This is a genomic window from Micromonospora sp. NPDC050795, assembly GCF_044456785.1.
Taxonomy (GTDB): Bacteria; Actinomycetota; Actinomycetes; order Mycobacteriales; family Micromonosporaceae; genus Micromonospora.
Genome location: NZ_JBITGE010000005.1, coordinates 45,171 through 66,846, shown reverse-complemented (window position 1 = coordinate 66,846; position 21,676 = coordinate 45,171). Strand labels below are relative to the sequence as shown.

The window sequence follows — 21,676 nt, the reverse complement described above, 5'->3', positions numbered from 1 at the left end:
AAGTGGACGTGGCTCGGTCGCGCCTGGTAGGCAGGCGGTTGTGCGCATCGTTTCCCTGCTGCCGGCGGCCACGGACATCGTGGCCATGCTTGGCCTGACCGGGCACCTGGCCGGCCGTACCCACGAGTGTGACTGGCCGCCGGGGGCCCTGGCCGACGTCCCGGCGGTGACCGCGACGTCCCTGCCGGAGACCTTGACGAGCCGGGAGATCTCGGCGGCGATCGCCGGTGACGCGCACCGAGGATCGTCGTTGTACCAGCTCGACGTTGCCATGCTGGAGGGCCTGAAGCCGGATCTGATCCTGACCCAGGATCTGTGCGACGTGTGTGCGGTCTCCTACGAGCGGGTCAACGACGCGGTTGGTCTGATCGATCTCGACACCAGGGTGATGTCCCTGGAGGCGCGGACCATCGACGGGATCCTGGACACTGTCGATGCCGTGGCCGCGCTGACCGGCACCGAAGTCAGGGCGGCGGAGATCCGAGCTGACGCCGAGCGTCGCCTCGCCGCGTTGCCGGGGCCGGTGACCGGCGCGCCGACGGTGCTGTTCGTCGAGTGGCTCGACCCGTTGATGCCGGGCGGGCACTGGGTTCCGGAGCAGATCACCTACGCAGGTGGGCTGTCGCTGCTGCTCGGGCCGGGTGCGCACAGCACCCCGCACCCGTGGTCGGTGGTCGCCGACCTGGCCCCCGACGTGGTGGTGTTCGGGCCGTGCGGGTTCACGCCGGAGCGAACCATCGACGAGCTTTCCGTGGCGACCGCGCAACCCGGCTGGGCGGACCTGCCTGCGGTTCGTCAGGGGCAGGTGTGGGTGGTCGACGGGCCTGCCTACTTCAACCGCCCCGGCCCGCGGGTCGTCGACGGCGCGGAGATCCTCGCCGGCATCCTCGCTGGCCGCCCTGACTTCCGCGCTCGGCGGGTTTCCCCCGACGTCGGGTGACCCTGCCACGCCTGAGCGGCCGGGATGAACAGCCGTCGCCGGTCGCCTGCTGCCCCCGGCCCGCCCGGCCCGGATCGCGATTCAGGTGCGCGCCCTCGCTGCATCGGCCAGGTCGACGATCCGGTCACTCCAGCGGGCCAGCAGGGTCTGGTCGTGGCTGATGACCAGCACTCCGGCCCGCTGGGTCCGCTGATAGTCGCGGATGACGGCGGCGACGTGTGCCTGAGTGGAGGCGTCCAGCATCGCGGTGGCCTCGTCGCAGAGCAGGTAGTCCGGGCGGTGCGCCAGGGCCCGGGCGAGGCAGGCGCGTTGCAGTTGCCCGTCGGAGACGGCATGTGGCCGCCGGCTGCGCAGGTCGGCGGTGAGGCCGACGAGGTCGGCGAGTTCGGCCACCCGTTCGCGGACCGCCGGCTCGGGCGTCCGGGTGGCGCGTAGCGGTTCGGCGATCAGGTCGGCGAGGCTCAGTCGGGGGTCGGCGGCGGCACGCGGGCTCTGGAAGAGGGCGGCGACGCGGGTCCGCAGGGCGACCGGTACGGCGTACCGGATGCCGTCGACCGGGGTGCCGTCGATGCTGACCCGACCCTGATCGGGGCGGTGCAGGAGAGCCAGGACCCGAACCAGCGTCGACTTTCCGCAGCCGGAGGGCCCGCGCAGTCCGACCGTCTCTCCGCGGTCGACCCGCACTGTGACGCCGTCGAGGACGATGTGGCGGCCGTAGGAGACGGTCACCTCGTCGGCGAGCAGGTGCTGCGGGCTGGTCACGTGGTGGCTCCCGTGGGGAGCGGGTGGTGGCAGGCCACCGTGCCGCCACCGGCGACCGGTGTCGGCTCTGGTCGGTCCGCGCAGGTGTCGGTGCGGCGCGGGCAGCGGGGTGCGAACGCGCAGCCGGGTGGCAGCGCGGTGAGCATCGGCGGGTCGCCCGGCACCGGCCGGAAGGCCCGGTCCGGCAGGGCGTCGAGCAACGCCGAGGCGTACGGGTGGGTCGGCGCGGTGAAGAGCTGGTCGGTGTCGCGGTGTTCCACGATGCGGCTGGCGTACATCACGGCGACGGTGTCGGCGACCCGTTGCGCGGCAGCCAGGTCGTGCGTGATGAGCACAACCGCGGAGCCGTTGTCGCAGCGACGTCTCAGAAGGTCGAGTGTGTGGTCGACCAGGGGTCGGTCCAGCCCGGTGGTGGGCTCGTCGGCGATGAGCAGCGACGGGTCGGGTGCCAGCGCGAGCGCGGTGACCAGACGCTGTGCCATGCCACCGGAGAGCTCGTGGGGGTAGCGGTCCAGGTCCGCCGGGTCGAGCCCGACATCGACAGCGAGCTGGTCTGTGGCGGCGCGGTCGCGGCCGTGCGCCCGCAGCGTCTCGGCGAGCAGTCGGCGTCCGGTGCGTACCGGGTTCAGGGCGGTGGCCGGGCTCTGCGGTACCAGCCCGACGCGGCGCCCGCGCACCTGGCGCGCCAGGTGGCGCTGACCGCAGGTGATCAGGTCGACCGGTTCGCTGTCCGGCTCGTGCAGGACGGCGTGGCCGGTGGTCGTGGCGTTGGCGGGTAGCAGGCCGAGCAGGGCGTGGGCCAGGACGGACTTGCCGCAGCCGGACTCACCGACGATGGCCAGCAGTCCGCCGGCCCGTACGGTGAGGCTGAGGTTGCTGACGGCACGCACCGTCGTGTCGCGGAGCCGGAACTCGACGCCGAGGCCGTCCACTGTGAGCAGCGGCTGACCCGCGGCGGCGCGGGGAGACGCCGTGGCCGAAAAGGTCTCGGTGGTGGTCACAGGTGCAGCTCCGCTCGGATCCGGGGATCGAGGCGGTCGCGCCAGCGGGCGGCGAGGACCGCGATGGCGAGGGTGACGACGACGATGACCGCGCCCGGTGCCAGGCTCGCCCACCAGGCACCGGTCAGCAGCGACCCCTGGCCGTCATTGATCATGTTGCCCAGTGAGGCGAGGTGCGGAGGCAGGCCGAGGCCGAGGAACGACAGGGCGGTCTCGTGCCACACCGCGTGCGGGATCATCAGGGTGGTGGCCAGCGCCAGCCGGGGCAGGACGTGCGGCAGCAGGTGCCGGGTGAGGACCCGGAGTCGGCCGGCCCCACCGCTGATCGCGGCGTCGATGAACGGTCTGGTCCGCAGGCTCAACAACTCGGATCGGACGATGCGGGCGGTGGAGAGCCAGTGGGTGAGCCCGACGGAGGCGATCACGGCACCGAGGCTGGGACGCAGCATGGCGACGATGAAGATGCCCAGCAGCAGGTGGGGCATCGCGGCGATGGTGTCCACGACCCGCATCAGGATCCGGTCCACCCGGCCGCCGAGCGTGCCGGCGATCCCGCCGACCACGCCCCCGAGGACCGTGGCCACGAGGGCGGCGACCGCGCCGACGAGCAACGAGACCCGCAGTCCGTAGACGGCCCGGTGTGCCACGTCGCGGCCGAGGTCGTCGGTGCCGGCGAGGTGGGTCCAGGACGGTGCCAACCGGGTCTGGTCCAGCGCGACCGCGCTCTGGTCGAGCGGCCAGACGAGCGGTGCGAGCAGCGAGCCGGCGACGGCCACCAGCAGGACCAGACCGGCGACGACGGCACCGGTCTGGCCGGGTCGCAACCGTAGCCGGGACCGGGCCAGGCGGAGCAGCGGCGGTCGGGCAGCGAGGTCAGCCATCGAGTCGCACCCTCGGGTCGGCGGCGGCGTAGGCGAGGTCGGTCGTGAGGTTCGCGGCCAGCACCACGGCGGTGGTGACCAACGTGATCGCCGCCAACAGCGGGAAGTCGCTGCCCATCGCGGCGGCCACCGTGACGGCACCGAGGCCCGGCAGCGAGAACACCGTCTCGACGAGCACCGCCCCGCCGACCAGCTCGGGCAGGTGGGTGCCGACCAGGGTGAGGAACGGCAGCAGCGCGGTCCGTAACGCGTGCCCGAACAGGACCGTCCGCCCGGGCAACCCGCGGGCCCGCGCCGCGAGCACGTGGTCGTCGCGCATGCTCTCCGCCACCGCGTCCCGGACGAACAGCACGAACCACGGCGCCTGGGAAACGGCAAGCACTCCGACCGGCAGGGTCAGATGGTGCGCCACGTCGGCCCAGGAGGTGCTGGTCGCCGTGACATCGGTGAGCCCGCCCGCCGGAAACCAGCCCAGGGCCAGTGCGAACACGGCGATCGCGGCCAGGCCCAGCCAGAACACCGGCATCGACTCGACCGCGTAGGCCGCCGCCCGCAAACCCCGGTCGAACAACCCACCCCGGCGGTACGCGGCCAGCGCCCCCAGCAGCAGACTGCCGACCAGGACCAGGGCGAGGGTCGCCCCGATCAGCAGCAGCGTCCAGCCGGCCCGGGCAGAGAGCACCGAGGCGACCGGCTCGTGACGACTCGTCGACCAGCCCAGATCGCCCTGGACCAGATTGCCGATCCAGCGCAGGTACTGCACCGGCAGCGGGTCGTCGACACCCCAGTTGGCGCGGATCTGCGCCAGGTTCTCCTCGCTGGCGGTGAAGGCCGCAGCGCCCGCGTACTGCTTGGCGGGGTCCACCGGCGAGGCGGCCCCCAGGGCGAACATCCCGATGCTCGTCGCGGCGAGCACGGGGACGGCGACCAGGAGGCGGCGTCGGACCACCGCCCCGGCCCCGGCCAGTCGGCCGGAGCGGGTCACGAGCGCGTCCAGGTGTTGATGTTCCACCAGATGCTGTTCGCCACCCCGTGCTCGTGCGCCTCGACCCGAGGGGCCGCGCCCTGGACGGAGGACTTCAGCACGTAGGTGTGCCGCAGGTAGGTGAGGAACAGCCACGGCACGTCGGCGGCCAACTGCTTCAGGAACTGCGCGTACGCGGCCTTGCGAAGCGCCGGGTCGATCTGGTCGCGGCCCTCCTGCAGAGCGCGGTCCGTCACCTCGGAGCGGTACGAGCCAGGGTTGAAGTAGCCCTGCCCGGCGAACTGCGAGCTGAACAGCTTGTACGAGACGAAGTCCGGGTCGTACGGCGTGCCGTAGCCCATCAGCAGGGCGTCGGACTTCATTCGCGGGTCGATGGCGTCCCAGGTGAGCCCGGCCGGGGTGACCTCGATGCCGATCTTCTTCGCGTCGGCGGTGACGGCCAGGGCCAGGTCCTTGCGCAGGGTGTCGGTTGCCGGGTACATCAGCGTGAACCGGGCCGGCCGGCCGTCCTTGGCCCGCACCCCACCCGAGCCGGGTTTCCAGCCGGCCGCGTCGAGTAACGCGCTCGCCGCCGTCGCGTCGGCGGTCGGCGTGCCGACTGTCGAAGGGTCGGCGAACTCGGAGGTCGGGGGGACCGGTCCGAACGCCGGCTCGCCGGCGCCACCGAGGATCCCGGAGACCATCGCGGCCCGGTCGACGGCGAGGTTGAGCGCCCGGCGGACCGCCGGGTCGGCGAGGACCGGGTTGCCCATCGGCAGCATCACGCCCCGGTAGTCGGCGGTCGGCACCCGCTGCACCCGGTACGCGGTGTCGGAGTCGAATCCGGAGGCGAGCTTCGGCGGCAGCTCGGCGGCGTCGAACTCACCGGCCCGCATCCGCTGGGCGCGAACGTTGTCGTCGGCGACGAACGCCACCACGACCCGGTTGTTCGCCGGCCGGCCACCGAAGTAGCGCTCGTTCGCGGTGAGCACCAGCCGGTCACCCGGCGTCCAGGACTCGACCCTGTACGGCCCGGTCCCGATCGGCTTCCGGTTGAACCCGGTGGTGTTGATGTCCTGCCCGCTGAGCAGCTTCGACGGCACGATGCCGAGGGTGAGTCGCTGGAGGAACGGCGCGTACGGGTAGCGCAGCCGGAAGACGACGGTGGCCGCGTCGGGCGCGGTCACCGACTCCACCATGTCCAGGTCGGAGCGGAGCGTGGAGTCCACAGTCGGGTCCAGCACCGCCCGGTAGGTGAAGGCGACGTCCGCTGCGCTCAGCGTGGTGCCGTCGTGGAACTGCACCCCGTCACGCAGTGTCGCGGTCACTGTGCGTCCGTCGGCGGACAGCACCGGCAACGCCGTGGCCAGCCCGGGAACGAGGCGGTTGTCACTGTCGCGGGCGACGAGCCCGTCGAAGATCAGCGCGGCGCCGTCGACGCCGAAGTTGAGCACCGGGTTCAGCGCGTCGGGCTCGTCGGAGGTGGCCACGACCAGGGTCGCGCCGCCGGCTGGGCTGTCCGGGGTGGTCGGCGCCGAGCAGCCGGCGAGGACGAGCATCCCGGCCGCTGCTGTCGACGCCACGAGGCGTCGGAAGATCGGACGGATCCGGGTCACGGAACGCTCCTGTGGTGTGGAGAACGGGGTGTGGGCGCGCAGGTGCAGCCGCCTACAGTGATGATCACGGTGGCACAATTGCAAGTCCTTTGCAATTGCCACACACCGGCATCATGCCCGGCGCGGCCCGTCGGACAGGGCCTCACTCTCCGGTGGTGACGGTCACCGGTGACCGGCTAGGGTTCCGGGATGTTCCGCGCCGTCGTGTTGATCGCTGCCGTGGTGCTCGCCGCCGATCAGGCCACCAAATTCTGGGCCGAGTCCGCGCTGTCCGACGGGCAGGCCATCACGCTCCTCGGTGAGCTGCTGCAACTGCGCCTCGTCTACAACCCGGGCGCGGCCTTCTCGATCGGCTCCGCGTACACCTGGATCTTCGCGGTGTTCGCCGCCGCGGCGGTGGTCGCGGTGACGGTGGTGGCCCGGCGGGTCACGTCGCGTCCCTGGGCGGTGGCGTTGGGCCTGGTGCTCGGCGGCGCGACGACGCACCTGCTGGACCGACTCTTCCGCGAGCCGGGGTTCGCGCGGGGACACGTGGTGGACTTCATCGACTACGCCGGGTTCTTCGTCGGCAACGTCGCCGACATCGCCCTGGTGGTCGGCGTCGGCATCGTCATGCTGCTCAACGTGCGCGGCGTCCCGCTGCGGGAACCGGCGGGCGAGCCCCGCGAGCAGGTGCCGTCAGACTCCTGAGCTGACCAGGACGACCTCCAGGCGGCGCGGTCCGTGCACTCCCTCGACCCGGTTCAGTTCGATATCGCTCGTCGCGGAAGGGCCCGAGATCCAGGTCAGAGGCGCGCGTGGGTCCAGCCGGGCCAGCGCCTCCGGCAGCAGGCCGACGACCTGGTCGGTGCGGACGACACAGATGTGCCGGTCGGGCACCAGGGTGAGCGCGCGTCGCCCCTGCGTCGGGCCGGCGTCGAGGATGATGGTGCCCGTGTCGGCGACCGCCACGGCACAGCCGGTCAGGACCGCGTCCAGGCCGTCGAGCGCGGCCGGTGACAGCGGGGGCGCGTCGCGGTGCAGCTCTCCGGCGTAGCCGTCCAGCCAGTCAGCGGGGGTGTCGGTAGGAACGGCGAGCCGGCCGACCTCGCCGAGCAGCCGGTGCAGGGCCCCGGTGCCACGGTGGACGACGGCCCGGTAGTCCTCCAGGCGGTCGACGAGGGTTTCGATCAGGTCGGGGTGGTCGCCGACCCGGCGATAGCGGCGGGGCACCTGCACCGGCGGCGGGCTGTCGGCCAGGGCTGTCCGGAGCCGCGCCAGGATCTCGTCACGTGCGCTCACTGCTTTCCCCACCATTCCCGGAAGGTCTGCGGCGCGGGCAGCGGCAGGTCACGCGACCGGGTCCACGCCGACGCGGGCCAGGGCAGTCGACGCAGCGTGCGAGCGCCGCTGCGCCGCTGACGGTACGCCCCGAGCGGCCCCGCGCCGGCCCGGGCCAGGCGCAGGGCGGCGGTCCACCGTCGGGGGCTGCGCATCACCCAGGACAGGAGCCGCATGGTGGCCCGTTCCGCAGGCGGGTGCGGTGCCTGCTGGCGGAGGTGGACCAGGATCTCCGGAATGTTGATCTTCACGGGGCACACGTCGTAGCAGGCGCCGCAGAGGGTCGACGCGTACGGCAGTGAGGCGTTGTCGGCGACGCCGGTCAGCTGCGGCGACAGGATCGCGCCGATCGGGCCCGGGTACACCGAGCCGTACGCGTGACCACCGGCCCGTTCGTACACCGGGCAGACGTTGAGGCACGCGGAGCAGCGGATGCAGGACAGCGCGGGCCGCCCGACCGGGTCGGCGAGCACAGCGGAGCGGCCATTGTCGACGAGCACGACGTGCACGTCCTGCGGGCCGTCCCCGGGGGTGACACCGGTCCACATCGAGGTGTACGGGTTCATCCGCTCACCGGTCGAGGACCGCGGCAGCAGTTGCAGGAAGACCTCCAGGTCGGTGAAGGTCGGCAGCAGCTTCTCGACGCCGACGACGCTGATCAGCGTCTCGGGGAGGGTGAGGCACATGCGGCCGTTGCCCTCGGACTCGACCACCACGAGGGTGCCGGTGTCGGCGACGGCGAAGTTCGCGCCGGAGACGGCGACCCGGGCCGAGAGGAAACGCCGTCGCAGGTGAGCGCGGGCCGCCTCGGCAAGCGCGGCCGGTTCGTCGCTCAGGTCGGGCGGCGCGTCGGCCATGCGACGTTCGAAGATCTCCCGGATCTGGGCCCGGTTGTAGTGAATCGCCGGCACCAGGATGTGCGAGGGGGTGTCCTCGCCGAGCTGCACGATCAGCTCGGCGAGGTCGGTCTCGTACGCGGCGATCCCGGCGGCCTCCAGCGCCTCGTTGAGCTCGATCTCCTGGGTCGCCATCGACTTGACCTTCACGACCTCGTCGGCCCCGGTGGCCCGGGTCAGCTCGACCACGATCCGGCACGCCTCGGCCGCGTCGCGGGCCCAGTGCACAGTGGCGCCGGCGGCGGTGACGGACGCCTCAAACTGCTCCAGCAACTCCGGCAACCGCCGTTGGACGTCCGCCTTGATCGCCGAGCCGGTGTCGCGCAGAGCCTCCCAGTCGGGTACCTCGTCGACGACCCGGGCTCGCTTGGCCCGGATGGTGCGGGGGTTCAGACCGCCGCCGATGTGGGCCAGGCAGGAGTTGTCGGCCGCGGCGAGCACCCGTGCGCCGGTGTCGCGGACCCGGGCGCACTTGTCGGTGAGCATGGCGGTGGAGACGTCCGGGTTCTTCAGTGCGAACGTGCCGCCGAAGCCACAGCACTCCTCGGCGTCGCCCAGCTCGACCAGTTGGATTCCGCGCACCTGGCGCAGCAGGGTCAGCGGTCGGTCGCCGAGACGCAGCATCCGCAGGCCGTGGCAGGTCGGGTGGTAGGTGACCGTCTCCGGGAACTCGGCGCCGACGTCGGTGACGCCGAGAACGTCGACGAGCAACTCGGACAGCTCGTACGTGCGGGCGGCCACCGAGGTGGCCGGCGCGTGCAGGCGCGGGTACTGGTCGCGGATCATCGCGGTGCACGACCCGGACGGCGCGACGATGGCGTCGTAGGAGTCGAAGACGTCGACGTAGTTGCGCACCATCGGCATGGCCTCGGCCCGGTAACCCGTGTTGGCGTGCATCTGACCGCAGCAGGTCTGGTCGGCGGGGAAGTCGACGGTGTGGCCGAGTCGCCGCAGGATGCGGGTGACCGCGATGCCGGTGGCCGGGAACGCGAGGTCGTTGACGCAGGTGATGAAGAGGGCGATCCGCATGGCGGCTCCTCGGATCTGTGGGGGTGGGTCAGGCCGAGTCGCGCGGTGTCGCGGGGGTGGGGAGCCGGTCGAAGGCGGGCAGGTGGCGCTCCCGGGCGGCGCTGAGGTGGGCACGCATCGCCTCGGTCGCGGCTGTCGCGTCGCCGGCGACGATGGCGGCGGCGATGCGCTGGTGCTCGGTGTTGGTGTCCGCTGCGCCGGCGGCCGGGAAGTACAGCCGGTGCAGGTGCAGGTGTGAGTGCAGCCGCGTGATGGTGTCCCGCAGCAACGGGCTGCCGGAGACCTCGGCGATCAGGTCGTGGAACGTCGCGTCCAGTGCGGTGAAGGCGGCGTGGCGGCGATATCCGTCGCCGGCCTCCACGTCGATGCTCGCCGCCGCCTCGACGCTGATCCGTTGGCGAGCCTCGTCGGAGGCGTGGGTGGCGGCCCGCCCGGCGGTGGCGCCCTCCAGCAGTTGCCGGACGTCGAACAGGTCGTCGAACTCGGCACGGCTCAACAGTGGTGTCGTGGTGTAGCCGGAGAGTGGGCGTTTACGGACCAGTCCGTCGGCCTCCAGCCGTGCGAGGGCCTCACGGACGGGAGTGGGGGAGACGTCCAGTTCCCGGGCGAGCGCGTCGATGTTGACCCGCTCGCCGGGCGGAAGGACGTGGTCCATGACCAGCGTCTTTATCGACTCGTAGACGTCCTCGGCGAGGGTGAGCCGACGGGCGGGGCGGAGTCGACCCTCGCGAGGTTCCTGCTGGGCCATCTCGTCTCCTCAGCGACCCCTTGACTGCGCCGGTGTGAGCGAGTACACACGAGCCGAACAACATCCTATAGGAAATTGGGTCTTTGGCGATCCAGGCGGTGGAGGTTGGTTCGTGAGATTCATGCGCGTCGGGCCGGTGGGACGGGAACGCCCCGTGCTGCACGTCGATGGGCGGCACTTCGACCTCTCGTCGCTCACCGCCGACATCGACGGCGAGTTCCTTGCCGGCGACGGCGTCCGGCGGGCCCGCGAGGCCACCGACCTGACCGAGATCGACGTCACCGGGCAGCGGGTCGGCGCGCCGATCGCCCGGCCGGGGGTGGTGCTCTGCGTCGGGCAGAACTACGCCGCGCACGCCGCCGAGTCCGGTGCCGAGCCACCGACCGAGCCGATCATCTTCTACAAGGCGCCCAACACCGTCGTCGGCCCGTACGACGAGGTCCTGATCCCGCGCGGATCGACGAAGACCGACTGGGAGGTGGAGCTGGCGGTGGTGATCGGCCGAACGGCCCGCTACCTCGCCTCACCGGCCGACGCCCTCGGGCACATCGCCGGGTACGTGCTGTCCAACGACGTCTCCGAGCGGGACTTCCAACTCGCGGTCTCCGGCGGTCAGTGGTCCAAGGGCAAGTCCTGTGAGACGTTCCAACCGCTCGGCCCGTGGCTGGTCAGCGCCGACGAGATCGGCGACCCGCAGGCGCTGCGGCTGCGCTCCTGGGTCAACGGCGAGCCCCGCCAGGACTCCAGCACCAAGGACATGATCTTCGACGTGGCGTACCTGGTCTGGCACCTGTCCCAGTACACCGTCCTGGACCCGGGCGACGTCATCAACACAGGCACCCCGCAGGGAGTGGCGCTATCCGGCCGCTTCCCGTACCTGGCCGTCGGCGACGTGATGGAGGTCGAGATCGACGGCCTCGGTCGGCAGCGCAACACGCTCCGGGACGCCTGATGCGGTGTGACGGTCTCGTGGCGGTGGTGACCGGAGGCGCATCGGGGATCGGCCTCGCCTGCGTGCGGGCGTTCGTCGCCGCCGGCGCCCGGGTGGGTGTCCTGGACCTGGAACTGTCCGGGCTGCCCGAGACCCCCGGGGTGCTCGGCGTCCAGGCGGACGTGGCCGACCGGTCCTCACTCACCGCGGCCGTCGCCTCGGTCGCGGAGACGTTCGGCGGCATCGACATCCTGGTGAACAACGCCGCCATCTCGGCCGTGGGCACTGTGGAGGAGAACGACGACGAGCAGTGGAGCCGCGTACTCGACGTCAACGTCTCCGGCGTGGCCCGAACCAGCGCCGTCGCTCTGCCGTACCTGCGCCGGTCGTCGTCCGCGGCGATCGTCAACATCTCCTCGATCGCCGCGACCACCGGTCTGCCCAAGCGCGCCCTGTACTCGGCGTCGAAGGGTGCCGTGCACGCCCTCACCCTGGCCATGGCCGCCGACCTGGTGACGGAGGGCGTCCGGGTCAACTGTGTCGCCCCCGGCACCGTCGACACGCCGTGGGTGGCCCGCCTGCTCGCCGGTGCGGCCGACCCGACGGTGGAGAAGCGGCAGTTGGCCGCCCGCCAGCCGACCGGCCGACTGGTGACCGCCGACGAGGTGGCCGCCACCGTCGTCTACCTGGCCTCGCCCGCGACCAGGTCGGTGACCGGTTCGTCGCTGCCGGTGGACGGCGGCATGTCCGGCCTGCGCCTGCCCGCCCCGGTTCCGCCCGTGGCCAATCCTGCCGAATCGGGCGCGTGACATGATTGCGGCATGGGGAAACAGCAGGACGTCGGCGCGGCCGACCGTCACAGCGCGTCCGGCACCACCGCCCACCGTCCGATCGGTGGCAGCGCTGACGCTCGGCTCGCCCTCGCTCAGGACCCCACAACGCCACAAATGACCCTCATCGACCTGGCGTCCGACCCGTCGGTCCTGGTCCGCAAGGCGGTCGCCTCTCGGGCCGACGCACCCGCGCAGGCCCTGCGACCGCTCACCCGCGACCAGGACCGTCAGGTCCGGGAGGCCGTGGCGAGGAACCCCTCCACGTCGATCGCCAACCTCATGCGCCTGGTCAAGGACGCCGACCGGTGGGTCCGCTGGGCCGTCGCCAGCAATCCGGCCTGTGACGAGTCGATCCGCCAGGTCATGTCGAAGACCTCGGACAAGGAGCTTCGCGGGCTCCTGGCGGAAAGTCGTCAACTGGAGCCGGAACTGGCCGCCAAGCTGATCGACGACGTGTCACCCGAGGTACGGGAACGACTCGGCACGCACACCCACGACCCCGACGTGATCGACGCCCTGCTGGCCGATCGCACCGCACGCGTACGCAAGGGGGTTGCCCGCAACCCGCGGACCACCGCCGCGCAGCGCAGCGCGCTCGCCGCGGACCCGGTGGTCGACGTCCGCGCCGCGCTGGTGCGGGCCGTCGAGCTGAGCGAGGCGGACCTCGCCCGCCTGGTCGACGACCGCGCGGTGCAGGTCCGACTGGCGATGGCGACGTCCGAGTTCGTTCCGCCGCACATCCGGGAGACGCTTACCCGCGACGCCGACGAGATGGTGGCCAGCGCGGCACGGGATTACCGCCCGGGGGCGGGCAACGCCTCCGCCGTGCGGGCGCCCCGCATCGCGCACCGGCCCTCCGCCGCCGGCACGAGTCGATCGAGCGGCGGCACCAGCCGGTAGGACCGCTGCACGTACGCCTCCGGCCCGGCACAACGTCATCGTCGTCACCCACCACTACATCGACGGCAGCGGCAACATCAAGCAGAGCGCTCTGTGCGGCGGGACCAGCCCGCAGTGCCTCCGCTCCGGCGAGCGGTGGATGCGGCTGCGAGCGTGATGACTCAGGGGCATCATGATGCCCCTGAGTCATCACGCTGGTCGGGGCGTGCGACCCGCGACGACGACCATCTGGGCATTATCCCAGCACCACTTGCCATCTCGATCAGGCCCGAGCGATGAGTTGTCGCATCCGCGCCCGTCATACCTGCGACAGGACATGACGAGGCGGAAGGATGACGTGATGAGTGCGGAAACGCGGCTGCAGGAGCTGGGCGTGAGCGGTCTGGGCGAGGTCGACGAGCCGGCGTTCTCGGGGCTGGCGCAGCGGCACCGGCGGGAACTGCACGTGCACTGCTACCGGATGCTCGGCTCGTTCGAGGACGCCGAGGACACCGTGCAGGAGACGTTCCTGCGTGCCTGGCGGCGGCGGGAGACGTTCGAGGGGCGGTCGACGTTCCGGGCGTGGCTGTACCGGATCGCCACCAACGCCTGCCTGGACCTGCTCGCCAAGCGCCGCCCGGAGCCGGCGACCGGCGGCGAGGTGCTGTGGTTGCAGCCCTACCCGGACCGGTTGCTCGACGAGCTGCCCGCTGGCGACGCGGACGAGCCGGAGACCGTCGCCGTCGCGCGGGAGACGATCGAGCTGGCGTACCTGGTCGCGGTCCAGCACCTCGCGCCGCGTCCACGGGCCGTACTGATCCTGCGGGACGTGCTCGGCTGGCCCGCCAGGGACGTCGCGGAGCTGCTCGGGGACTCGGTCAACTCGGTCAACAGTGCCTTGCAGCGGGCTCGCGCCGGCATGCGCGAGCACCTGCCCGCCGAGCGGCAGGACTGGACCGGCGGCGACGAGGACGCCGGCACGCGCGAGCTGGTGCGGCGCTTCACCGACGCCAGCGTGGCCACGAACGTCGACGCGCTCGCCGCCATGCTGCGAGACGACGTCCGCTACTCGATGCCGCCCACGCCGGGCCTGTACGTCGGCCGCGACGCGGTGGTGAACAGCTGGGTCGAGGACGGCTTCGATGGCATGAAGGGCCTGCGTGCGGTCCCCACCTCGGTGAACCGCCAGCCCGCTGTCGCCTTCTACCACTGGCGGGAGCAGGAGGGCGCGTACCTGCCGTTGACGATCGACGTCCTGCGCATCACCGGCGGCGCGATCACCGAGGTCTTCATCTTCCACGACGACCAGTTCCCGCGGCTCGGGCTGCCGGAACGCCTGCCGGCGGACGGCACGGAGTAGTCCCGGTGCGGACGCTCACGCTGCACGGCGGCGCGCGTGCCGAGGTGGTCGCGGCGGAGTGGCACGACGCGTTCGGCGTGGTCACCAGCGGGCGGGTGCAGTTGGAGCTGCGCGACGGTGAGCCCGGGCCGGTCCTCGGGCGCGACGCCGGCTTCTGGCTGCGCGGCACCGGCGTCCGTGCGCTGTGCAACCCCGACCGTCGCACGGCGCGAGTGCGTGTCTTCACGCCCGGTGCCGTCACACGTCAGCCAACACATCCGGTACGACAGCCTCCATGTGAGGGAGACGACATGAACAGCATGAAGGACACCGGGAGCGTGGCCGGCCCGGCATCGGGCCCAACCCGCTACACCCACCGATTCCGTGGGCTCGCCGGCACCGGCGTGATCGCCACGCTCGCGGCGGTGGTGAGCACCACCCTCGCCGCCGCGCTGGCCCGGGCCGCCGGCGTCGATTTCGAGATCCCCGATGGTGGCGAGACGATTCCGTTGTCCGGGATCGCCGTGGTGACCGGCTTCTTCTCGGTGGTGGGTGTCGTCATCGCCGTGGCGCTGCTGCGCTGGAGTGCTCGACCCGCCGACCGGTTCGTGTGGACGGCGGTGGCCCTGACCGTGATCTCGCTGGTCCCGCCCCTCATCTCCGGAGCGAACGCGGCCACCGTCACCGCCCTTGTCGGGCTGCACGTCGTCGCTGCGGCGGTGATGATCCCGGTCCTGACCCGGAGCCTTCGGGCCGGTCGCCGGCCGCGCCGATCGCCTTTGTCGGCCTAGACTCCAACCCCCGTTCTGGAGGAACGAAAGGCACCCCGTGAAGATCGTCGCAGCAGACATCATCGTGACCAGCCCCGACCGGAACTTCGTCACCCTCAAGATCACCACTGATGAGGGCATCACCGGTCTGGGCGACGCCACGCTCAACGGCCGCGAGCTCTCCGTCGCCTCGTACCTGCGCGACCACATCGCTCCTCTGCTGATGGGACGGGACCCGCACCGGATCGAGGACACCTGGCAGTTCCTGTACCGCTCGGCGTACTGGCGGCGGGGCCCGGTCACCATGGCGGCCATCGCCGCGGTCGATGTCGCGCTGTGGGACATCTTGGCCAAGGCCGCCGGCATGCCGCTGTACCAACTGCTCGGCGGCGCGTCCCGCACCGGCATCATGGCGTACGGGCACGCGTCGGGGCGGGACATCCCCGAGCTGTTCGACTCGATCCGCCGCCACCTCGACGAGGGCTTCCGGTCGATCCGGGTGCAGACCGCGGTGCCGGGGATCAACGCGGTCTACGGGGTGGCCGCGCAGCCCAGCGCCACCGGCCAGCGCTACGACTACGAGCCCGCGCAGCGCACGCCGCTGCCCGTCGAGGAGGACTGGGACACCCGCGCGTACCTGCGCCACCTACCGTCGGTCTTCGAGGCGGTGCGTGGCGAGTTCGGCCCGGAGTTGCCGCTGCTGCACGACGGTCACCACCGGATGACGCCGATCCAGGCCGCCAAGCTCGGCAAGGCCCTCGAACCGTACGACCTGTTCTGGCTGGAGGACTGCACCCCGGCCGAGAACCAGGAGGCGCTGCGGCTGGTCCGCCAGCACACCACCACCCCGCTGGCCATCGGTGAGGTCTTCAACACCGTCTGGGACTACCAGACCCTGATCCGGGAGCAGTTGATCGACTACGTCCGGTCCGCTGTCACCCACACCGGCGGCATCACCGCGATGCGCAAGCTGCTCGACTTCGCCGCCCAGTACCAGATCAAGTCGGGCATCCACGGCCCGACCGACATCTCCCCGGTGGGGATGGCCGCGGCCCTGCACCTGGACCTGGCCATCCACAACTTCGGGATCCAGGAGTACATGAAGCACACCCCGTTGGCCAACGAGGTGTTCCGGCAGTCGTTCACCTTCACCGACGGCTACCTGCATCCGGGCGACCAGCCGGGGCTCGGGGTGGAGCTCGACGAGGAGGCGGCGGCCCGGTTCCCGTACGAGCCGGCGTACCTGCCGTTCAACCGGCTCAAGGACGGCACGGTGCATGACTGGTGAGCCGGGTGGCCGGCACGTGGCTCCGGCGGGGGAGCGGTAGCCGAGGCGGATGCGGACCGTCGACGCCGGCCCCTGCCGTCCATGGCAAGGCGGCCGGCGTCACCGCACTCGGCGGCTGCGGTTGGCCGAGGGCGTGTTAGGTTGCCTGCCCTCACCTACTGGAGTCTGCCGCCATGCCCCCACCGATCCGAGCATGACAGTCGCCGAGATCAGCGGGAGCGTGGTGCTCCGCCGCGCCCTGCGCCGACAGCGCCGCCGGGTGGTGCTCGGCATCGTGCTGCTCTGCGCCCACCAGGCCACCGAGGCCCTCGTACCGGTCGCCATCGGCGTGATCATCGACCGGGCGGTGGCCACCGGGGACGTCGCCGCGCTGCTGCTCTCCCTCGCCGGCCTCGCCGCCCTGTTCACCGCCCTCGCCTTCGCCTACCGCACCGGCGCCCGGCTGGCCTACGCCGCCGTCGAACACGAGGCGCACGCGACCCGCGTCGAGATCGTCCGGAGCGCCCTCGACCCGCGCGGACACCGCTCGGGTCTGCGCGATGGCGAACTGCTGTCCGTCACGGCCTCCGACGCTGAGCTGTCCGCACTGGTCGTACGCGTCGCCGGGCTCACCGCCGCGGCGCTCACCGCGATCGTGGTCGCGGCCGTCGCGTTGCTCGTCGTCGACGTCCCCCTCGGGCTCGGGGTGCTCGTCGGCGTACCGCTGCTGGTCGTCGCCCTCCAGCGGATGGCGCCGTTGCTCACCCGGCGCAGCACGTCGCAGCAGGAGGCCCTCGCGGCCACGACGGCACTCGCCGTCGACCTCGTCACCGGGCTGCGCGTGCTGCGCGGCATCGGCGCGCAGGACCACGCCGCCCGACGGTACGCGGGCGCCAGCCGGCACGCCCTCGACGTGACCCTCCGCGCCGCTACCACCAAGGGCCTGCACCTCGGCCTCACCACCATGGTCAACGGACTCTTCCTCGCGACGGTCGCCGGTGTCGCGGGGTGGCTCGCGCTCCAGGGTCGGCTCACCATCGGCGAACTCGTCGCCGTCGTCGGGCTGGCCCAGTTCATCGCCGAGCCGGTGCAGACGCTCGGGTACTGCGTACAACTGTTCGCCATGGCCCGCGCCTCGGCGGCGCGGGTCGCGCGGGTCCTCGGCGCGGCGCCGGTCCTCGCGCCGGGCGACGCCGGGCCGCCCACCCCGAGCCCGTCCCGGCTCGCCCTCGACGCGGTCTCGCACGCCGGCCTCGACGCCGTCAGCCTGCGCGTCCGCGCCGGTGAGGTCGTGGGCGTGCTCGCCTACGACCCGAGCGAGGCCGAAGCGCTTGTCGCGCTGCTGGCCGGCCGGGTGCACCACGCGGACTACCGGGGGACGCTGTACGTCGACGGCGTACCCGTGGAGGACCTGCACATCGACGCCGCCCGCGCCGTGGTCCTGGTGGAGCCACACGACGTGGCGCTGTTCGAGGGCACCCTGCGCGCCAACCTCAGCGCCGATGCCGACGTCGACGACACGGTCCTGCGGGCCGCCGTGCGGGCTGCCGCCGCCGAGGACGTGCTCACCGCACACCCGGACGGCTTCGACCGCCGGCTCACCGAGCGGGGCGCGAACCTGTCCGGCGGCCAGCGGCAGCGGATCGGGCTCGCCCGCGCGCTCGTCGCCGACCCACCGGTGCTGGTGCTGCACAACCCCACGACGGCCGTCGACGCGGTGACCGAGGCGCTGCTCGCCGAAGGGCTGGCCTCGGTTCGCGCGGCGGACACTCGCGCCACGGTGCTGATCACCACCAGCCCGGCCCTGCTGCACGTCACGCACCGGGTCGTCGTGATCGACAAGGGTCGGGTCGTCGCCGAGGGGCCGCACGAGCGGCTGCTCGCCAGCGACACCCGCTACCGGGAGGAGGTCCTACGATGACCGACCCGTCGACCGCGAGCGGCGTCGAGGCCCGGCAGCTGCTGCCAACGGCCACCGGCCGGCAGACCTGGGCCGCCCTCCGGACCGAGCTCGCCCGCCTGCCGGTACTCAGCGCCGTCGCCGGCACGTTGCTGGTCGCCGCGTCCGCGACCGGGCTCGTCGCGCCGTGGGTGCTCGGTCGCCTCGTCGACGACGTCATCGCCGGCACCGACACACCGCAGGTCGTGTCCTGGGCGGGCGTGATCGCGGGTGCGGCGGTGCTCGCGGGGCTCCTCACCGCGGCCGGAGCCGCTGTCGCCGCACGTCTCGGCGAGACTGTGCTGGCCCGGCTCCGGGAGCGGGTCCTCGACCGTGCGCTGCACCTGCCGTCGGCCACACTGGAACGAGCCGGGACCGGCGACCTGGTGGCCCGGGCCGGCGACGACGTGGCAGTGGTGACGAACGTGATCGCCACCAGCGGCCCCGCCTTCCTCGGCGCGACGCTGTCCGTCGTGTTGACCGCGCTGGGGCTCTTCGCCCTCGACTGGCGGCTCGGCATCGCCGGGCTGGCCGCCGCACCGGCGTACGCGCTGGCGCTGCGCTGGTACCTCAAACGGTCGGTGCCGTACTACGCCCGCGAGCGGGTGGCGACGGGCGAGCGGACGCAGGCGACGGCCGAGGCGCTGCGCGGCTCGGCGACGGTACGCGCCTACCGGATGGAGGACGCGCACGTCGTCCGGATCGCGGCTCGCTCCGGCGTCGCCCGCGACCTGTCGCTGGAGATCTTCGGCCTGTTCACCCGGTTCGGGCTGCGCATCAACAGGTCCGAGTTCGTGGGGCTGGCCGCCGTGCTGCTCGCCGGCTTCCTGCTGGTCCGCGAGGACCTGTCGACCGTCGGCGCGGCGACCACCGCCGCCCTCTACTTCCACCGCCTGTTCAACCCCATCGGCCTGCTGCTGTTCGAATCGGACTCGGTGCTCCAGGCCGGCGCGAGCCTCGCCCGGCTCGTCGGGGTGACCACACTGCCGGACACCGCGTCGCCCGTCGGTCGCCGGCCGGCCCGTCCGGAGCGGCCCGAGCCCGCGGCGCTGGAGGTGACCGTCGCGCAGCACCGCTACGACGACGGACCGGTCGTGCTGCGGGACGTCGCCCTACGTCTCGCGCCCGGGGAGCGCGTGGCGCTGGTCGGCGCGAGCGGCGCGGGCAAGAGCACCCTCGCCGGCATCATCGCCGGCATCGTCGAGCCCAGCCAGGGTTCGGTGCGCCTGCGCGGCGTGCCGTTGGCCGACCTCGGCGAACACCAGCTCCGGCGGGAGATCGCCCTGATCAGCCAGGAGGTGCACGTGTTCGCCGGACCGCTGGCCGAGGACCTGCGCCTGGCCGACCCGGACGCCACCGACGCCGAGCTGACCCGCGCCCTCGACCTCGTCGGCGCCACCGGGTGGCTGCGTACCCTGCCGGACGGGTTGGCGACCGCGGTGGGGGAGGGCGGTCGGCAGCTCACCGCGGCGCAGGCCCAGCATCTCGCGCTGGCCCGCCTGGTGCTCGCCGACCCCGCCGTCGCGGTCCTCGACGAGGCCACCGCGGAGGCGGGCAGCGCGGGCGCGCGTGACCTCGACCGCGCCGCCGTAGCGGCCACCGAGGGCCGTACCACGTTGGTGGTCGCCCACCGGCTCAGCCAGGCGGCCACCGCGGACCGCATCGTCGTCCTGGACCAGGGTCGCGTCGCCGAGCACGGTACGCACGCCGAGCTGCTCGCGGCCGGTGGCGGCTACAGCAACCTGTGGCGATCCTGGCGTACGCCCGGCCCGGTGCCGCCGCCCGCCCGGGAGAACACCGAGCGGATCCAGGACCAGAGTCACCCGAATGGGGGAGCCCCGGGAACTTTTCCGGACCGGCCGGCGACAACCAGATTGCGCGGCTGACCGGCGGCGTCCCGACGACGGCCTCCCGGCCGAAAAGGAGCGTCCGTGGCACACAGGACGGTGGTCTGTGCGGACCGGCGGCGTTGACGACACCCAGGTCACCCGGTGGGCGCAGGAGGCGGGCCAGGGCGACCGGCAGGCCGCTACGGCGTTCATCCGGGCCCTCCAGGACCAGGTCTGGCGGTTCCTGTCGCATCTCGCCGGGCCGGGTGAGGCGGACGACCTGACCCAGGAGACGTTCCTGCGGGCATTCCGCAACCTCCCCGGCTTCGCCGGCCGTTCGTCGGCCCGCACGTGGGTGTTCACGATCGCCCGACGGGTCGCCGTGGACCACGTGCGTACGGCGGTGGCCCGGCCGAGGCTGGCGTCCGTGCCGGACTGGCAGGCGGCGGCCGAGGCGGCCGGGGCGATCACCGCCGGGGCCGACGAGAGCGTGACCGTGCACCAGCTGATCGCCGGCCTGGCCCGCGAGCGCCGCGAGGCGTTCGTCGCCACCCAGGTGCTCGGCCTGTCGTACGCCGAGGCGGCGGAGATCTGCCAGTGCCCGGTCGGCACGATCCGGTCCCGGGTGGCCCGGGCCCGCGAGGATCTCGCCGCGGCCTGGCAGCTCGACGGCGCCCCGAGCCACGAGCGCCGAATCGGCTGAGGGCGGATTCCACAGGCACCGTGCGGCGTTTCTGGGATTGATCGAAGTCACTTCGGTGGCTACCCTCGATGGTCCATGGTCATCTGCGACCGTACGGAGACTGGTGATGAGACACGACCCTCCGCCCGCCTGCTGCGGCGACGACGGGAAGCAGCCGCGGCCGGGGTTGAGTCGCCGCAGGCTGTTGCGCGGCACCGTGTCGGCCGGCGGGGCCTTCGCCCTCGGCGGTGTCATCGGTCTGCCGGGGACCGCTCGTGCCGCTCCCGCCATCTACAACCCGTTCGCCGGCTACCCGATCACCGGAAGCTGGCAGGAGCACCTCAACCGCGGCTCGTTGGGCGGCATCGACTTCGCGATGGGCGTCGGGACGAACCTGCCGGCCTGCGGTGCCGGCACGATCCAGAACATCCCGAACAACGGTACGGGCGGCCACACGGTGACGATCCAGCACGCGGACGGTTACCGCAGCCAGTACCTGCACCTGTCGCAGTTCCTGCTGGCCAACGGCGCCGCCGTCGGCGCCGGCGCGATAGTGGGCCGCTCGGGTGGTGCGGCTGGCGCCCCCGGCTCCGGCAGCTCGACGGGCCCGCACGTGCACTGGCACATGATCAACCCCAGCGGCGTACGCATCAACCCGCTGACCTACGTCAACCAGAACCCGGGCGGCGGTGGTCTGCCGAAGACATCCACCGAGCAGGACGGCATCCCCGGCACCATCTTCTACAAGCGCATGCAGAACTGGCTGCGGATCACCTCCGGCTACACCGGCCCGATCGACGGCGTGCCCGGTGCGCGGACCTATGCCGCGTTGCAACTGGCCATGCGCGGCTACGGCTACACCGGCCCGATCGACGGTGTGCCGGGAGCGAACACCTGGTCGGCGGTGCAGCGCCTCGCCTCGGGGTGGGGTTACACCGGCCCGATCGACGGGGTGATGGGGCCGAACTCGTGGCGAGGTTTCGCCCGCTTCCTCAACCAGGACCGGTGGAACTGACGCCTCACCCCCTTCCACACGTCAGCACCACCGGT

The 21,676-nt window shown here is 72.3% G+C and carries 20 protein-coding genes and 1 pseudogene; 12 read left to right on the top strand and 9 right to left on the bottom strand.

The window, feature by feature from the left end; all coding sequences use genetic code 11:
• The first annotated feature begins 40 nt into the window (after nucleotides 1–40).
• Nucleotides 41–940 carry an ABC transporter substrate-binding protein gene (locus ACIBEF_RS06360; RefSeq protein WP_396791696.1) on the top strand — a complete coding sequence of 300 codons (900 nt, stop codon included), beginning with the start codon at nucleotides 41–43 and terminating at the stop codon, nucleotides 938–940.
• A gap of 81 nt (nucleotides 941–1,021) precedes the next feature.
• On the opposite strand, the gene ACIBEF_RS06355 is transcribed toward ACIBEF_RS06360, so the two are convergent.
• From ACIBEF_RS06355 to ACIBEF_RS06335, 5 genes are read right to left on the bottom strand one after another with little or no spacing between them, the layout of a single operon-like run.
• The gene (locus ACIBEF_RS06355; RefSeq protein ID WP_396791694.1) at nucleotides 1,022–1,702 is read right to left on the bottom strand and encodes an ABC transporter ATP-binding protein; all 681 of its coding nucleotides are present in this window, start codon (nucleotides 1,700–1,702) and stop codon (nucleotides 1,022–1,024) included.
• Nucleotides 1,699–2,703 carry an ABC transporter ATP-binding protein gene (locus ACIBEF_RS06350; RefSeq protein ID WP_396791693.1) on the bottom strand — a complete coding sequence of 335 codons (1,005 nt, stop codon included), beginning with the start codon at nucleotides 2,701–2,703 and terminating at the stop codon, nucleotides 1,699–1,701. The genes ACIBEF_RS06355 and ACIBEF_RS06350 overlap by 4 nt, the downstream gene beginning before the upstream one ends.
• Nucleotides 2,700–3,584 (bottom strand): ABC transporter permease, encoded by an 885-nt coding sequence (locus ACIBEF_RS06345; protein WP_396791691.1) that lies wholly within the window; start codon nucleotides 3,582–3,584, stop codon nucleotides 2,700–2,702. The genes ACIBEF_RS06350 and ACIBEF_RS06345 overlap by 4 nt, the downstream gene beginning before the upstream one ends.
• On the bottom strand, nucleotides 3,577–4,596 hold the full coding sequence (locus ACIBEF_RS06340) for an ABC transporter permease (RefSeq protein ID WP_396791689.1): 1,020 nt from the start codon (nucleotides 4,594–4,596) through the stop codon (nucleotides 3,577–3,579). The genes ACIBEF_RS06345 and ACIBEF_RS06340 overlap by 8 nt, the downstream gene beginning before the upstream one ends.
• Entirely contained in the window at nucleotides 4,566–6,164 is a 1,599-nt protein-coding gene (locus tag ACIBEF_RS06335; RefSeq protein ID WP_396791687.1) for an ABC transporter substrate-binding protein, read from the bottom strand. The genes ACIBEF_RS06340 and ACIBEF_RS06335 overlap by 31 nt, the downstream gene beginning before the upstream one ends.
• Before the next feature lie 189 nt (nucleotides 6,165–6,353).
• Between ACIBEF_RS06335 and ACIBEF_RS06330 the strand changes: the two genes are divergently transcribed.
• Nucleotides 6,354–6,854, top strand: a complete 501-nt coding sequence (locus ACIBEF_RS06330; protein ID WP_396791685.1) for a signal peptidase II — start codon at nucleotides 6,354–6,356, stop codon at nucleotides 6,852–6,854.
• On the opposite strand, the gene ACIBEF_RS06325 is transcribed toward ACIBEF_RS06330, so the two are convergent.
• From ACIBEF_RS06325 to ACIBEF_RS06310, 4 genes and pseudogenes are all read right to left on the bottom strand, one after another.
• A complete protein-coding gene (locus ACIBEF_RS06325; protein ID WP_396791683.1) occupies nucleotides 6,843–7,445 on the bottom strand; it encodes a lactate utilization protein C in 603 nt (200 codons plus the stop codon). The two genes, ACIBEF_RS06330 and ACIBEF_RS06325, sit on opposite strands and share 12 nt — an antisense overlap.
• Entirely contained in the window at nucleotides 7,442–9,166 is a 1,725-nt protein-coding gene (locus tag ACIBEF_RS06320) for an LUD domain-containing protein (protein WP_396791930.1), read from the bottom strand. Before ACIBEF_RS06320 ends, ACIBEF_RS06325 begins: the two co-directional genes overlap by 4 nt.
• 3 nt (nucleotides 9,167–9,169) lie before the next feature.
• Nucleotides 9,170–9,409: pseudogene (locus ACIBEF_RS06315) on the bottom strand (heterodisulfide reductase-related iron-sulfur binding cluster); the annotation flags it as partial.
• 28 nt (nucleotides 9,410–9,437) lie between these two features.
• Nucleotides 9,438–10,157: a GntR family transcriptional regulator gene (locus tag ACIBEF_RS06310; RefSeq protein WP_396791682.1), complete on the bottom strand. Its 720-nt coding sequence runs from the start codon at nucleotides 10,155–10,157 to the stop codon at nucleotides 9,438–9,440.
• Between the two features lie 112 nt (nucleotides 10,158–10,269).
• Here ACIBEF_RS06310 and ACIBEF_RS06305 point away from each other — a divergent pair, with 112 nt between their 5' ends.
• The 10 genes from ACIBEF_RS06305 to ACIBEF_RS06260 all read left to right on the top strand — a co-directional run bounded on the left by ACIBEF_RS06305 (nucleotide 10,270) and on the right by ACIBEF_RS06260 (nucleotide 21,641).
• Complete coding sequence (locus ACIBEF_RS06305) at nucleotides 10,270–11,109, top strand: fumarylacetoacetate hydrolase family protein (RefSeq protein ID WP_396791680.1); 840 nt, start codon at nucleotides 10,270–10,272, stop codon at nucleotides 11,107–11,109.
• A 26-nt stretch (nucleotides 11,110–11,135) separates the two neighbouring features.
• Nucleotides 11,136–11,897, top strand: a complete 762-nt coding sequence (locus tag ACIBEF_RS06300) for an SDR family NAD(P)-dependent oxidoreductase (RefSeq protein WP_396791678.1) — start codon at nucleotides 11,136–11,138, stop codon at nucleotides 11,895–11,897.
• A gap of 12 nt (nucleotides 11,898–11,909) precedes the next feature.
• On the top strand, nucleotides 11,910–12,821 hold the full coding sequence (locus ACIBEF_RS06295; protein ID WP_396791676.1) for a hypothetical protein: 912 nt from the start codon (nucleotides 11,910–11,912) through the stop codon (nucleotides 12,819–12,821).
• A gap of 340 nt (nucleotides 12,822–13,161) precedes the next feature.
• Nucleotides 13,162–14,160 carry an RNA polymerase subunit sigma-70 gene (locus ACIBEF_RS06290; protein ID WP_396791674.1) on the top strand — a complete coding sequence of 333 codons (999 nt, stop codon included), beginning with the start codon at nucleotides 13,162–13,164 and terminating at the stop codon, nucleotides 14,158–14,160.
• A gap of 5 nt (nucleotides 14,161–14,165) precedes the next feature.
• Nucleotides 14,166–14,930, top strand: coding sequence for a DUF6069 family protein (locus tag ACIBEF_RS06285; RefSeq protein WP_396791672.1), 765 nt, complete (start codon nucleotides 14,166–14,168; stop codon nucleotides 14,928–14,930).
• 37 nt (nucleotides 14,931–14,967) lie between these two features.
• The gene (manD, locus tag ACIBEF_RS06280) at nucleotides 14,968–16,197 is read left to right on the top strand and encodes a D-mannonate dehydratase ManD (RefSeq protein ID WP_396791670.1); all 1,230 of its coding nucleotides are present in this window, start codon (nucleotides 14,968–14,970) and stop codon (nucleotides 16,195–16,197) included.
• A gap of 193 nt (nucleotides 16,198–16,390) precedes the next feature.
• Nucleotides 16,391–18,097: an ABC transporter transmembrane domain-containing protein gene (locus ACIBEF_RS06275; RefSeq protein ID WP_396791668.1), complete on the top strand. Its 1,707-nt coding sequence runs from the start codon at nucleotides 16,391–16,393 to the stop codon at nucleotides 18,095–18,097.
• Entirely contained in the window at nucleotides 18,094–20,001 is a 1,908-nt protein-coding gene (locus ACIBEF_RS06270) for an ABC transporter ATP-binding protein (protein WP_396791666.1), read from the top strand. Before ACIBEF_RS06275 ends, ACIBEF_RS06270 begins: the two co-directional genes overlap by 4 nt.
• Before the next feature lie 67 nt (nucleotides 20,002–20,068).
• Nucleotides 20,069–20,647 carry a sigma-70 family RNA polymerase sigma factor gene (locus ACIBEF_RS06265; protein WP_396791664.1) on the top strand — a complete coding sequence of 193 codons (579 nt, stop codon included), beginning with the start codon at nucleotides 20,069–20,071 and terminating at the stop codon, nucleotides 20,645–20,647.
• Between the two features lie 106 nt (nucleotides 20,648–20,753).
• On the top strand, nucleotides 20,754–21,641 hold the full coding sequence (locus ACIBEF_RS06260; protein WP_396791662.1) for a peptidoglycan DD-metalloendopeptidase family protein: 888 nt from the start codon (nucleotides 20,754–20,756) through the stop codon (nucleotides 21,639–21,641).
• Nucleotides 21,642–21,676: the final 35 nt, after the last annotated feature.